The organism is Longimicrobiaceae bacterium, from assembly GCA_035936415.1.
GTDB lineage: Bacteria > Gemmatimonadota > Gemmatimonadetes > Longimicrobiales > Longimicrobiaceae > JAFAYN01.
Genome location: DASYWD010000001.1, coordinates 1 through 13895 on the forward strand (window position 1 = coordinate 1; position 13895 = coordinate 13895).

Consider the following 13895-nt stretch of genomic DNA (forward strand, 5'->3'; position numbering starts at 1 on the left):
TCCTGGCTCAACCTGGTCGAAGTCTGGTTCGCGCTCCTGACGTCCAAGCAGCTCAAGCGCGGGGTTCACCCCAGCATCGATGCCTTGGAGCAAGCGATTCATCGCTACGTCGGCGCCACGAACGAACACCCCAAGCCGTTCGTCTGGACCAAGACCGCCGACGAGATTCTCCAAAGTGTTGCCCGCTTCTGCCGCAGAATCTCTAACTCAGACCACTAGAAGCCGCCGGGGATGAGGTGGGGCTGCTCGTGCTGCTGGATACCATGGGCCGGGGCGGTGAGGGAGACGACGACGAGTTGGCGCTGCTCGCCAGCTTCGCACGTCATCTGATGCTCCCGCTGGAGCGGATCGCTGCTTCCCGCGAGGAGGTCCTCGCGCTCCCTCCGGAAGAGCGGCTGAGGTATGCCAACGGAGCCGCCCGCGCGGCGGGTGCGGTGCCCGCCGACCTGGATCTCGATGATTTCAGGTGCTTGTGGAGCGTCTTCCGGGCCAACGTGGCCGCCGCACGCAACTACGCGCGACCCGGGAAGTGGGGCGCCAGAGTGCTTCTGCTGCGGGCGGAGGGCTCCCATTCGCATGCCGGCGTGGAGACGGCCGATAGCTGGGGAGATCTCACCTCGGGTACGGTAGACGTCCGTATGGTTTCCGGCGACCGCTTCTCTCTTTTCCGCGAGCCACACGTGCGAGGACGGGCGCTGAGATACTGCACTACCCCGCCCCGCCCGCTCGGTCGCGACGGAAAAATAGAGTAAACTAATCGCATGGCAAGCGCCTAAAAGGGCTTGCGCGTGAAATTTTCCATTGATAGATTGCGACGTAGGATGTTCCCTCCGAAGAAGGAGCAAGGACGGAAGATGCGTATCCTAGTGAGGGCCCTGCTGGTGGGATCGGTCCTGCTCGAGGTGCGAGTCGCCACCGGACCAGGACGTGCGCTCGGCCATAGCATCTCGTCCGGGGCCGTGGAAAGCGGTCGGATCGCGGTGAAGCCCGGAAATTCCGCCACGCTCCGCGGAGCCGCTCAGGACACGCCCGTGCTCATCCGGGACCCGAACGTTCGCGTGATTGTGGACGACCATGGCGTGAGCCATCATCCTCCCGCGGGTGCCTAGGTGGAGCAGAATCGCGGCATGCCCCCATGCTGGCGCGCCGATGGAAAGCCGCGCAGCCCTGTGTCCGTGCGGGCGCATGGCGACGGGCGTCAGGTGGATGCCCGCTGGGGTGCTGCCGATTGCAGGGTCCGCTTTCGTTCGATGGGGGCGATGGAGCTGACCGTCGACGAGACCGACATCGCCTTCACTGACCGCAGCACCCTCTCCGGCTCAACTACACCGTCACGCCCGACTTGTCGCTCGAGCTGTACGCGGAGCCGTTCGCTGCGAGCGGGGCGGTACTACACCTTCGGTGAACTGTCGGCGGCGCGTAGTCACCGCCTGCGTCTCTATGGGACGGACGGGACCACGATCCGCCAGGAAACGGAGAGGGGCCCGTACCGGGTCGACGACGGGGACGCGTCGTTCACGCTAGCCGTTCCGCGATTTCAACATCCGCTCGTTCCGCAGCAACGCGGTGCTGCGCTGGGAGTGGCGGCCGGGGAGCATGCTCTACCTGGTGTGGCAGCGGGATCGCTTCGACTTCCAGAACCATGGAGCGCGTGTCGGTCCCGGGTCGCTGTGGGATACGCTCCAGGACGGTGGAAACAACCACCTGGCGCTGAAACTGACGTACTGGATTCCGGTGAGCTGACCAATCACGGCCCGCGGTGTTCCTCCCGCTGCCTGTAGGCTCCGCCTGCCCATACGGAATACTTCGTGCCCCTCGCCGTTGTCCGTTCGCGAGCGGCTGTCCACCCCCCACCCCGCGCGGGAGGATCTTCCATTATGAAACTCCTCTCCCTCCTGCTGGGCCATTCACGGGGGGTCATGCTGCTGGCGCTCCTGGCGGGCGTGGTCAGCGGGGCGGCCAACGCAGGGCTGCTGGCCCTCATCAACACGGCGCTCCACCAGGACCGCCCATGGACCGACCCCCGATTGGTGGGCGGGTTTGTGGGACTCTGCCTGAGTCTCCCGGTCACCCGGGCGATCTCCTCCTACCTGCTGGCGACGCTGGGACAGAAGACCGTGCTGCACCTTCGGCTGCAGCTGAGTCGAAAGATCCTCGCCGCTCCCCTACGGCAGCTGGAAGACCTCGGTCCGCATCGCCTGCTGGCGTCCCTCACGCAGGACGTGGCGAGCATTGTGATGGCCCTCTCGCTGGTCCCCCTCCTCTCCATCCAGTTGACCGTGGTGGTCGGCTCCCTGGTGTACCTGGGGTGGCTCTCCTGGATGGCGCTCGTGGCGGTGGTGGCCGCCCTGGCCCTGGGGATCGTCACCTACCGCATCCCCATATCCAGGGGAGCGCGCTACCAGCGGGTGGCGCGGGAGCACGCGGATCAGCTCTACAGCCACTTCGGGGCGACCACGTCCGGGGTGAAGGAGCTGAAGCTGCACCGCCTGCGCAGGGAGGCGCTCCTCGAAGACCTCAAAACCACCGGGAACGCGCTCCGGAGGGCGACCGTCCGATACGTGACCCTTTTCAGCGTGGCGGCCGGATGGGGTCAACTGGCCATCTTCGGCATGATCGGGGCGCTGGTCTTCTTTCTACCCGCGTGGCAGCAGGTGGATTCCCGGACGCTCACCGGGTACGCGCTGATCCTGCTTTACATGATGACCCCGCTGGAGGCGATCCTCGAGGCACTGCCGGGCCTGTCGCAGGCGCGTGTCGCGTTCGAGAAGATAGAGAAGCTCGGTCTCTCGCTGGAGGCGGGCGCTCCCGCCCCTGGACCGGAGAGCGGAAGGCCGCCGCACGGAGGACCGTGGCGGAGGGTGGATCTGGTGGGGGTCACGCACGCCTACCAGCGAGAGGGTGAGGACAGATCGTTCACGCTGGGCCCCATCGACCTGAGCATCTCTCCCGGTGAGGTCGTCTTTCTGATCGGCGGCAACGGGAGCGGCAAGACGACCCTGGCCAAGCTCATCACCGGGCTGTACGTCCCGGAGCAGGGGGAGGTTCGCGTCGACGGAGAGCCGGTCACCGACGCGAACCGCGACGAATTCATGCAGCGGTTCTCCGTCGTGTTCTCGGACTTCTTCCTCTTCGAAAGCCTCCTGGGGCTGGACGGCCCGGGGATCGACGCGGAGGCGGCCCGCTACCTCGCCCGCCTCCAGCTCAACCACAAGGTCACGGTCCAGGACGCGCAACTCTCCACCACGGCCCTCTCGCAGGGGCAGCGGAAGCGTCTGGCGCTGCTCACCGCGTACCTGGAGGATCGCCCCATCTACCTCTTCGATGAGTGGGCCGCGGACCAGGATCCGGTCTTCAAGAAGGTCTTCTACCTCCAGATTCTCCCCGAGCTCAAGCGGAGGCGCAAGGCGGTGCTCGTCATCAGCCACGACGAGCACTACTACGGGGTGGCGGACCGGGTCGTGAAGCTGGCGCACGGACAGCTGGAGTATGACGGTCCTCCGGGGAACCTCAGATACTCCATCGATGCGGTCCGCGTCGCTTCGCTGGAGGCCCCGGCGGATTCCGTGGGCGAGAGTCCGGTGCAGACCATGGCCATCTGAGGAGCGGGCCGGGCCTCGCGCGGTACCCGTACGGCACAGTTCCACCTACCTGGTGACACGTTTGAGGCAACCGGTGGAGCCCGGCTCCGGATCACAACTCAGCCGAACAGAGGAGTGAAACGGTGAATCTGCGATTGAGTTCCGAGGAGGTCGAAGCGATCCAGAGTCTCCTGCTGGAGCTGACCGTGCGCTACGACACGCCGGAAGACCCACGCCTCCTCCGCGAGGCGGACGTCGACGCGCACGAGCTGCCGCGCCGGGTGCGCGCCGCGCTGCGCGAGTTCCGCCTCCTAGAGTCCAGGGGCGGGCTCTGCACCATCTCCGGCTATCCCGTGGACCAGGAGAAGATCGGGCCCACGCCGCGGCACTGGAGGGAGAAAGACCCGGCCAACGACACCCTGGCAGAGGAGATCCTCCTGGTGCTCCTCGGCTCCCTGCTGGGGACCCCATCGCCTGGAGCACGCAGCAGGACGGGACACGACATCCCGCACGTCGGGCCCATTCAGATGGCGGTGGTACTCTTGCCAGCGGGGTTCCACGACGTGAGCCTTCACGAGATGCAGGACCCCTTCCTCTTCGCCTGCGACGCGGAGGACGGAGCGGAGGCGAGGGGCGTGGCCTTGAAGTACCTCCTCGGGATGGAGGTACGGGATGGCGGAGGGATTCGACGGACGGCTGGACGAGTTCGGGGGCGTTCGTGCGGACGGTCCTCTCCTATCCGCAGGTGGGGGAGGTGCCGGTCTTTACCCCTGGCTTTGTCTACATCCCGCGCCGGGCGGTGGTGGCGCACGCGCGGAAGCCGGAGGCCGGCGCGGAGGCGTACTACTCGGAGGCGGACCTGGCGCTCACCCGCACGATCACCCGGCTCTTCCAGTCGACGCCCGGCGACATCCTGGCGCGCGTGCGGGACTCGGAGCAGGTACGGCGGCACTGGTTCCGGGAGGATGGCAGCTGGTGGGGCATTTCCCCCGCGCACCGGGAGCGCTGGCTGGAGTGGGCGGAGGCAGTCCCTTGAGCCGCCGGAGCAATCCATCTTAGAAGCGCCTCTTCATGTACCGACGTTCCCCCGCCCCCGCGCTCAGGCGCGTTTCCACGCTGGTAGAGCTGCTGTCCCTGCGTGCCGGGGAGGAGAGCGGCCGGAAGGCGTACACCTTCCTGGTGGACGGGAAGCTCCAGGAGGAGCACGCCGCCTACGGGGAGCTGGACCGCCGCGCCCGCGCCGTGGCCGCCCGTCTCCAGGCGCTGGGCGCCCGGGGTGAGCGGGCGCTGCTCCTCTACCCGCCGGGGCTGGAGTACGTGCGCGCCCTCCTGGCCTGCTTCTACGCCGGGGTCATCGCCGTCCCCGTCTACCCGCCGCGCCGCAACAAGCCCACGCCGCGGCTGGAGAGCATCCTGGCCGACTGCCGCCCCACCCTGGCGCTCACCACCCCCGGGCTGGCCGCCGAGGCGGCGCGCCTCACGGAGCTTATGCCCGAGCTGGCCCGCGTGCGCTGGCTGGCCACCGAGGCGGTGGAGGACGCGGCGGCCGGGGGGTGGCGCGACCCGCGGGTGCATGGGGACGATGTGGCGTTCCTGCAGTACACCTCCGGCTCAACGGCCGCCCCGAAGGGCGTGATGGTGAGCCACGCCAACCTGCTGCACAACTTCCGCGTCATCGAGGCGCTCACTGGCTACACCCCCGAAGACCGCTCGGTCATCTGGCTCCCCCCCTACCACGACATGGGGCTCATCGGGGGGATCCTGCAGCCGATGTACACCGGCTACTGGGCGGCGCTGATGGCCCCGGCGGCCTTCGTGCAGCGGCCGGCGCGCTGGCTGGAGGCCGTCACCCGCTACCGGGCGACCACCAGCGGGGGGCCCAACTTCGCCTACGACCTCTGCGTCCACTCCGTCACCCCGGAGGACCGGGAGCGGCTGGACCTCTCCAGCTGGAAGCTGGCCTTCAACGGGGCGGAGCCGGTGCGGCACGAGACGCTGGAGGCCTTCACGCGCACCTTCGGGCCGCAGGGCTTCCGGCGGGAGGCGTTCTACCCCTGCTACGGGCTGGCGGAGGGCACGCTGATGGTCACCGGCAGCCGCACCCCGGAGGCGCCGCCGGTGCTCGCGGTGGACGCCGACGCCCTGGCGGGGCACCGGGTGGCCCCGGCGGAGGAGGGGCGCGGCGCGACGCGGCTGGTGGGGTGCGGGCGGGTGGCGCCGGAGCAGGAGGTGCGCATCGTGGACTCGGCGACGCTGCGCGAGTGCGCGGCCGACCGGGTGGGGGAGATCTGGGTGCGCGGGTCGAGCGTGGCGCAGGGGTATTGGGAGCGCGCGGAGGAGACGGCGCGCACCTTCGGGGCGCGCCTGGCGGAGAGCGGGGACGGCCCCTTCCTGCGCACCGGGGACCTGGGTTTCCTGGCCGAGGGGGAGCTATACGTCACGGGGCGGGTGAAGGACCTGGTGATCGTGCGGGGACGCAACCACTACCCGCACGACATCGAGCAGACCGCCGCGCGCGCCCACCCCGCGCTGCGCCCGGGGGGGAGCGCGGCATTCGGGACGGAGCACGCGGGGGAGGAGCGGCTGGTGGTGGTGCAGGAGGTGGGCCGGCACTGTACGGCGGCCGACCTGGAGGAGATCGCGGCGGCGGTGCGCGCGGCGGTGGCGGAGGAGCACGAGCTGCAGGTGCACGCGGTGGCGCTGGTGAAGTCGGGGGGGGTGCCGAAGACCTCCAGCGGCAAGGTGCAGCGCCTGGGCTGCCGGGCGGACTTCCTGGCGGGCGCGCTCCCGGTGCTGGGGGTGAGCACGCTGGAGGCCGCGCCGGACGACACCGGGCTCGTGGGACCGGGGCTCTCGCGCGAGGCGCTGGAGGGTGCGGCCCCCGCGGAGCGCAGGGCACGGATCTCACACTGGCTGCGCGGACTGGCTGCGCGCGCCCTCCGGGTGCCGGTAGAGCGGCTGCAAGGGCGCTCACTTGCAGAGCTGGGGCTCGATTCGGTCCGGGCCGTCAGCCTAGCCGCGGAGGTGGAGCAGGCGCTCGGGGTGCGCCTTTCTCCCGCGTCTCTGCTGGAAGAGGGCGGAATCGAACCGCTCGCCGAGATGCTGCTCTCCGCGCTGGTGCGGGAATCGGAGCGGATGGACGAGGGAGCCGCCCCACCTCCGTCGGCGGCGGGGCTCCTTCTGCCGGCCCAGGAGCGGATCTGGTTCCTGCATCACCTCCAGCCGGACGGCTCGGCCTACAACCTCCCGCTCGCCCTGCGCATCCGCGGTGCACTGGACGTGGCCTTCCTCGAAGCGGCACTGGCGGAGCTGGCGCGGCGCCACGAGGTGCTACGCGCGGTCTTCCCCGTGGTGGAGGGGAGGCCGGTGCAGCAGGTGCGCGCCGAGATGCCGGTGGCGCTCCCCTTCGAGGACCTCTCCGGGTTCCCCCCGGCGCAGCGGAACGCCGCGGCTGCGCGCATCGCACGGGAGGAGGCCGCCGCACCGTTCGACCTCGCCACGGGGCCACTGCTGCGGGTGCGCCTGCTCCGGCTCTCTGCGGACGAGCACCTGCTGGTGTGGGTCCTCCACCACATCGTGGGGGACGGCATCTCGGCGGGGGTGATGCTGCGTGACCTGGCCGCGCTCTACACCGCGGCGCACGCTGGTGCCGAACCGCAGCTTCCTCCCCTGCCCACCCGCCACTCCGACCTGGCGTTCGCGCACCGCGAGTGGCTGCGCAGCCCTGCGGCTCTGGCACAGCTCGCCTGGTGGCGCGAGCACCTGCGCGACTTGCCGGTGCTGGACCTTCCCACGGACCGGCCGCGTCCCCTGGTGCAGAGCTTCCGCGGGGCCGCGCACCGTTTCGACGTCCCCTCCGGGGTGGCGAGCGCGCTGCGGGCGCTGGCCGCCGGGGAGGGGGCCACCCTCTTCATGTCGCTGCTGGCCGCCTTCCAGCTCCTGATGGCCCGCCGGTCGGGGGAGTACGACGTGACAGTGGGCGTTCCCGTTTCCGTCCGGAGCGATCGCGCGGCCGGTCTGGTCGGCCCGCTCGTGAACACCGTGGCCCTACGGACGGACATCGACCCCGGGGAGGGCTTCCGCGCGCTCCTGCTGCGCGTCCGGAGGGAGGCGCTGGAGGCGTACGCACGGCAGGACTGCCCCTTCGAGCGGGTGGTGGAGGCGGTCCAGCCCGGGCGCGACCTCTCCGGCAACCCCCTCTTCCAGACGATGCTCGCCTTCCAGGGGGCCCCCCTGGACCCGGTGGAGGTGCCCGGCGCGACGTTCATCCCCGAGCCGTTGCACGGCGGCGGCTCGATCCTGGACCTCACGCTGTACGTGTGGGAGCGTGCCGACGATTCGCTCGCCGCCTCCCTGGAGTACGCGACCGACCTCTTCGACCGGGACACCGGCGAGCGGACCACGGCACACTTCGTCGAGCTGCTGCGCTCCGCGGTGGCGCAGCCGGAGCGCGCGGTGGGGGAGCTGGAGATGCTGCCTGCCGCGGAGCGGCGGCATCTCCTCCGCGAGTGGAACCGGAGCGGCCCGGCGGGGGCCGTGGGCAGCCTGCACGAGCTCTTCTCCGTGCAGGCTGCCCGCACGCCCGGGGCGCCGGCGCTGCGCTGCCACGGGAGCACCTCCACCTACGCCGAGCTGGAGCGCGAGTCCAACCGCATCGCGCACCACCTGCACGCCCTGGGCGTGGGCCCGGAGGCGCGCGTGGGCGTGTGCCTGGGACGCTCCTCCCGCCTGGTGGCGGCGCTCCTGGGGGTGCTCAAGGCGGGGGGAGCGTATGTGCCCCTCGACCCCGCGTACCCCGCCGAGCGGCTGGGCTACATGCTCCACGACGCGGGGGCGGAGTTGGTGCTGACCGACGCCCGGTGCGCGGATCGCATCCCCGCCGGGATGCGATCCGTGGTGCTCGACCGGGAGCACGCGGCCCTAGCAGCGTGTCCGGCCGAGCCACCCACGGGGGAGGTGGCCCCCGGGGGGCTGGCGTACGTCCTCTACACCTCCGGCTCCACCGGACGGCCCAAGGGCGTGCTGGTGGAGCACCGCAGCGCCGTGGCGGTCGTGCACTTCCTGCGCGAGGTGGTCCGCCCCGAGGACCGGTCCGCGGTGCTCTTCTCCACCTCCGTGTCCTTCGACGTCTCGGTGGGCGAGATCTTCGGCACCCTCTGCTGGGGGGGCACGCTGATCCTAGTGGAGCATGCGCTGGAGCTGCCGCGCGTGAGCGACGAGGGGGTGCGTGTGGTGGTCACGGTACCAAGCGCTGCGGCCGAGCTGCTGCGCGCGGGGGGGATTCCGGAGAGCGTGCGGCAGCTCAACCTGGCGGGCGAGGTGCTCCCGGCGTGGCTGGTACGGGAGCTCTACGCGCGGGGCCACGTGGAGCGCGTGCTGAACCTGTACGGGCCCACCGAGGACACCGTATACTCCACCTGGTGCGAGGTGGACCGCGGTGCCGGGCGCGTCGGGATCGGACGTCCGATCCCGGGCTCGCGGGCATACGTGCTCGACGCCGCCGGGGCGCCGGCGCCGGTGGGTGTGCCCGGCGAGCTGTGCCTGGCCGGGGCGGGCCTGGCCCGGGGCTACCAGGCGCAGCCGGGGCTCACGGCGGAGCGGTTCCTCCCCGACCCGTTCGCGGAAGAGCTGGGGGCGCGGATGTACCGCACGGGAGACCGGGCGCGCTGGCTGACCACGGGAGAGCTGGAGTACCTGGGGCGGGTGGACGCGCAGGTGAAGGTGCGCGGATTCCGCATCGAGCCCGGGGAGGTCGAGGCGGTGCTGCGCGCCCATTCGGCGGTCTCGGAGGCGGTGGTGGCCTCGCGCGATGAGGGGTGGCTGGTAGCCTGGCTGGTCCCCGTAGAGGGAGCGGAGGTGCCGGAGGCAGGAGCGCTGCGGGGGTGGCTGCGCGAGCGGCTGCCGGACTACATGGTGCCCTCGGCCTTCGTGCGCCTGGAGGCGCTCCCGCGCACCCCGAGCGGCAAGGTGGACCGGCGGGCGTTGCCCGATCCGGAGATCGAGGGCGCGGAGGCACGGGGAGGCCACGTGGCGCCGCGCACTCCCACGGAGGAGGTGCTCGCGGTGATCTGGGCCGACGTGCTGGGCGGGGAGCGCGTGGGTGCGCACGATGACTTCTTCGCCCTGGGCGGCCACTCCCTGATGGCGATCCGGCTGGTGGACCACCTCCGCGCCGTGATGGGGGTGGAGCTCCCCCTGCGCACGCTCTTTGACCACCCTACGCTCGAGGGCCTCGCGGCGCGGGCCGACGAGGCGCGCCACACGGCCATGGGCGCCACGCGGCCTCCGCTCGTCCCGCTTCCCCGCGCGGACGAGCTTCCCCTCTCCTTTGCGCAGGAACGGCTCTGGTTCCTGGAGCGGCTCCGCCCCGGGGGCGCCGCCTACGTCATGCCCGCAGCGCTGCGGCTCCGAGGGGTGCTGGACGCGCCCGCGCTCCGGAGGAGCCTTGACGAGGTCGTGCGGCGGCACGAGGTGCTCCGCTCGCGCTTTCCGGGCGTGCAGGGCAGGCCGGTGCAGGTCGTCGACGAGCCGCGTCCGCTTCGCTGGTGGGAGGCCGATGTCTCCCTGCTGTCGGGGGAGGCGCGCGAGGCCGAGCTGCGGCGCCTGGCGGTGGAGGAGGCAGCCCGTCCCTTCGACCTGGAGGCCGACGCCCCGCTGCGCCCCGGGCTGGTGCGCCTGGCCGATGACGACCACGTCCTACTCCTCACGCTGCACCACATCGTCTGCGACGGGTGGTCGTTCGGTGTCCTGGCGCGCGAGATCTCGGCCCTCTACGCGGCCTTCGCCCGGGGGCGCGAGCCGCAGCTCCCGGTGCTCGCGGTGCAGTACGCCGACTACGTGCTCTGGCAGCGCGCCCACCTCTCCGGCGACGGCCTGCGGGCGGAGCTCGTCTGGTGGCGCGAGCGCCTGACGGGGTTGGACGCCCCGGTGGAGCTGCCCACCGACCGTCCCCGGCCCGAGGTCCGGAGCTTCTCGGGGGCGTACCTCTCCACCCGGCTGGGGCCGGAGCTCTCGGCCGGGGTGCGAGGGCTGGCGGGCGCGGAGCACGCGACCCCCTTCATGGTGCTGCTGGCCTCCTGGAACGCGGTGCTGCACCACCACCTCCGGAGCAACCGGGTGGTGGTCGGCACCGACGTGGCTGGGCGCGCCTCCGCGGAGGTGGCCCGGCTGATGGGTCTCTTCGTCAACCAGCTGGTCCTCGCCACCGACTTGTCGGGGAACCCGGGCTTCCGCGAGCTGCTCGGGCGGGTGCGCGAGACCACGCTGGGGGCGTACGCGCACGCGGAGGTCCCCTTCAACCTCCTGGTGGACACGCTGAACCCGGTGCGGGACCCCGCGCGGAACCCGCTCTTCCAGGTCATGTTCGTGCTCGACAACACCCCCGCGCCCGAGCTGCGTCTCCCCGGCCTAGAGGTCGAGGTGATGGAGCTGCACCTCGCCGGGGCACCGTTCGACGTCTCGGTCCTGCTCTCGGAGCGGGCCGGGGAGTTCCACTGCCTCTGGCGCTACGACCCGGACCTCTTCGACGAGTCCACGGTGGCCCGCCTGACGGAGCACTTCACCGGAGCAGTGGCGGGGGTGGTGGCCGATCCCGACCTGCGCCTGGATGCCATCGGCGCGCGGCTGGATGAGGCCGACCGCGCCCGCCGCGGCGCAGAGCTGGACCGGCTGCGCGAGGCAAGCGCGCTCCGCTTCCGCCGCATCGCCTCCAGCCGAGCCGGAGCCGAGCAGGAGCCGGTGGCGTGAACCGAAGATCCACCACGTCCTCATCACAACGGGAAAGGACCCGCATGCAGAAGCCCGCACTTCCAGGTAAGAAGCTCCCCTTGGCCCGCGCCCGCGGGAGCGGTGTCTCGGAGGAGTCGCTGGTGCGCATGGAGCCGTTGCGGGCGGAGAGCCCGCTTCCCCTGGTGATCCGTCCCGCCGTGGACGGGGTGGACCTGGTGGAATGGGTAGGCTCCCACCGGGACGAGCTGCACCAGCTCCTCCTGAGGCACGGCGGGATCCTCTTCCGCGGCTTCGGGGTGCGCGGCCCGGAGGCGCTGGGGAGCTTCACGGCCGCGGTGTCCACCGGGCCCCTGGAGTACCAGGAGCGCTCGTCGCCGCGCACCCACGTGGCGAACCGGGTCTACACCTCCACGGAGCATCCGGCCGAGCAGGAGATCTTCCTGCACAACGAGCAGTCGTACAACCTCACCTTCCCGCTCAAGATCATCTTCGCCTGCGCCACCGCGGCCGAGGAGGGGGGCGCCACCCCCGTCGCGGACGTGCGCGAGGTGTACCGTCTCCTCCCGGAGGAGATCCGCCGCCCCTTCGAGGAGAAGGGCTACACGTACGTCCGCAACTTCGGCGACGGCTTCGGGCTGCCGTGGCAGGAGGCCTTCCAGACGGACGATCCCGCGGAGGTCGAGGAGTACTGCCGCCGGAATCGCATCGAGGTGGAGTGGAAGGACGGGGGGCGGCTGCGTACGCGCCAGGTGCGCCCGGCGGTCGCCCGGCACCCGCGCTCCGGTGAGGCGGCCTGGTTCAACCACGCCACCTTCTTCCACCGGACCACGCTGGACCCGTCGGTGCGCGCTGTGTTCGAGGCGGCGTTCCAGCGCGAGGAGGACTTCCCGAACAACACCCTCTACGGCGACGGCACGCCGATCGACCCCGAGGTGGCGGAGGCGCTCCGCCGCGTCTACCGGGAATGCACCGTCTCCTTTCGCTGGGAGGAGGGCGACGTCCTCCTGCTCGACAACCTGCTGACGGCCCACGCGCGCGAGCCGTTCCGGGGCCCGCGGAAGATCCTCACCGCCATGTCGGACCCGTTCCACTGGGACGACGTCGCCCGGGGGTGAAGGCGACGTCTCCGGGCTGCCCACGTTCAAGAGGCTCCTGATGGACACGGCATCACAGACCACCGTCCGGTTCCGCCTTTCCCCGCAGCAGCGGCGCGCCTGGGCGTTGCAGGCGGCGCAGGCGCGCCCCGTCCACCACGCCGCATGTGTGCTGGTGCTGGAGGGTGCGCTCGCGGAGGGCGTGCTCCGGCGCGCGGTGGAGCGGGTGGCGGAGCGCCACGAGATCCTGCGCACCCTCTTCCGCCCCCTCCCGGGGACCCGCATGCCGGTGCAGACGATCCAGGAGGGGCTCCCCCCCGCGTGGACGTGCCTGGACGGGGAGGGGCCGCCGCCGGACGACGCCGGGGCGGCCGGGGCGCTCCTCTCGCGGCTGGAGGGCGAGCCCGTAGCGTACGCGGAGGGCCCGGTCTTCCGCGCGGTGCTGCTCCCCACCACTCCCGGGCGCCACCTGCTGGCGCTCGACCTCCCGGCGCTCTCCGCCGACGCCGGCACCCTGTGCAACCTGGCAGGCGAGGTGGCCGCCGCCTACGCCTCCCTGGCCGCGGGAGAGGAGATCGCCGCGCCCGAGATCCAGTACGGCGACGTGTCGGAGGTTTTCAACGACCTGCTGGAGTCGGAGGAGACGCGCGCCGGGCGCAAGTACTGGGCGGCGGCCACGCCGGCTGCCCGAGCCGCACGGGGCGAGTTTGTTCCGCGCGTGGCGGTCCGTACGCTGGAGCCCGGGCTCTCTGCGCGCGTCCGCGAGCTCGCCGCCGCCCTCGAGGCGCCCGTGGCTGCGGTGCCGCTCGCCGCGTGGGGGCTCCTCCTCGCCCGGACGCGCGAGGCCACGGGCGTAGGGGTCGCCTTAGACGGCCGCGTCTACGAGGGGCTCGACACCGCGCTCGGCGCCTTCGCCCGCTACCTGCCGCTGCCGACGGCGGCCCGGGGCACCTTCCGAGAGGTGGTCGCCGCGACATCCGCCGCGCTGGCGGAGCACCACGAGTGGCAGGACTACTTCGACCCGCTGGCGGACCTCGGCGACGGCGCGGCCTACGCCTTCGGCTTCGACTGGACGGAGCTTCCCCCCGGCCGCGAGGCCGCGGGCGTGACGTTCCGGCTCTCCGACCTCCGCGCGCGGACCGAGCGGTTCGACCTGCGCCTTTCCTGCCTGGAACAGGGCGGGGTGGTGCGCCTGGTGATCGAGCACGACCAGGGGCGGGTGTCTCCGGAGGAGGCGGAGCGCGTGGCGGAGCGCTTCCTCGTGCTGCTGGAGGACGCGCTCCGCCTCCCCGATGCTCCGGCCCATGACCTGGAGCTGCTGCCCGCGGCGGAGCACGAGCGGGTGCTGGCGCTCGGGCGTGCCCCGGGCGGCGCGCCCGCCCGCGGGTGCATCCACGAGGCGTTCGCGGCCCAGGCGGCGCGGACGCCGGACCGGGCCGCCGTGGTCTGCGGCGGCCGCTCGCTCACCTACGCGGAGCTGGACGTGGGGGGC

The 13895-nt window shown here is 71.7% G+C and carries 8 protein-coding genes; all 8 read left to right on the top strand.

Annotated features, from left to right (window positions below; translation table 11 throughout):
• Positions 1 to 219: IS630 family transposase (locus tag VGR37_00005; GenBank protein HEV2145775.1), on the top strand; the 219-nt coding region annotated here is incomplete at its 5' end.
• Positions 220 to 248: 29 nt separating this feature from the next.
• Positions 249 to 752 carry a hypothetical protein gene (locus tag VGR37_00010; GenBank protein ID HEV2145776.1) on the top strand — a complete coding sequence of 168 codons (504 nt, stop codon included), beginning with the start codon at positions 249 to 251 and terminating at the stop codon, positions 750 to 752.
• A gap of 790 nt (positions 753 to 1542) precedes the next feature.
• Positions 1543 to 1743, top strand: a complete 201-nt coding sequence (locus VGR37_00015) for a hypothetical protein (protein HEV2145777.1) — start codon at positions 1543 to 1545, stop codon at positions 1741 to 1743.
• A gap of 134 nt (positions 1744 to 1877) precedes the next feature.
• Complete coding sequence (locus VGR37_00020) at positions 1878 to 3602, top strand: cyclic peptide export ABC transporter (protein HEV2145778.1); 1725 nt, start codon at positions 1878 to 1880, stop codon at positions 3600 to 3602.
• A 697-nt stretch (positions 3603 to 4299) separates the two neighbouring features.
• Positions 4300 to 4617, top strand: coding sequence for a hypothetical protein (locus tag VGR37_00025; protein ID HEV2145779.1), 318 nt, complete (start codon positions 4300 to 4302; stop codon positions 4615 to 4617).
• 35 nt (positions 4618 to 4652) lie between these two features.
• On the top strand, positions 4653 to 11327 hold the full coding sequence (locus tag VGR37_00030) for an amino acid adenylation domain-containing protein (GenBank protein ID HEV2145780.1): 6675 nt from the start codon (positions 4653 to 4655) through the stop codon (positions 11325 to 11327).
• A 44-nt stretch (positions 11328 to 11371) separates the two neighbouring features.
• Positions 11372 to 12424 (top strand): TauD/TfdA family dioxygenase, encoded by a 1053-nt coding sequence (locus VGR37_00035; protein HEV2145781.1) that lies wholly within the window; start codon positions 11372 to 11374, stop codon positions 12422 to 12424.
• A gap of 40 nt (positions 12425 to 12464) precedes the next feature.
• Positions 12465 to 13895, top strand: a 1431-nt coding sequence (locus VGR37_00040) for a condensation domain-containing protein (GenBank protein ID HEV2145782.1), incomplete at its 3' end; no start/stop codon positions are given.

Excerpts from the sequence above, each read along its gene's own strand:
- VGR37_00020 (HEV2145778.1), top strand. The coding sequence starts at position 1,878 with ATGAAACTCCTCTCCCTCCTGCTGGGCCATTCACGGGGGGTCATGCTG.
- VGR37_00030 (HEV2145780.1), top strand. The coding sequence starts at position 4,653 with ATGTACCGACGTTCCCCCGCCCCCGCGCTCAGGCGCGTTTCCACGCTG.
- VGR37_00035 (HEV2145781.1), top strand. The coding sequence starts at position 11,372 with ATGCAGAAGCCCGCACTTCCAGGTAAGAAGCTCCCCTTGGCCCGCGCC.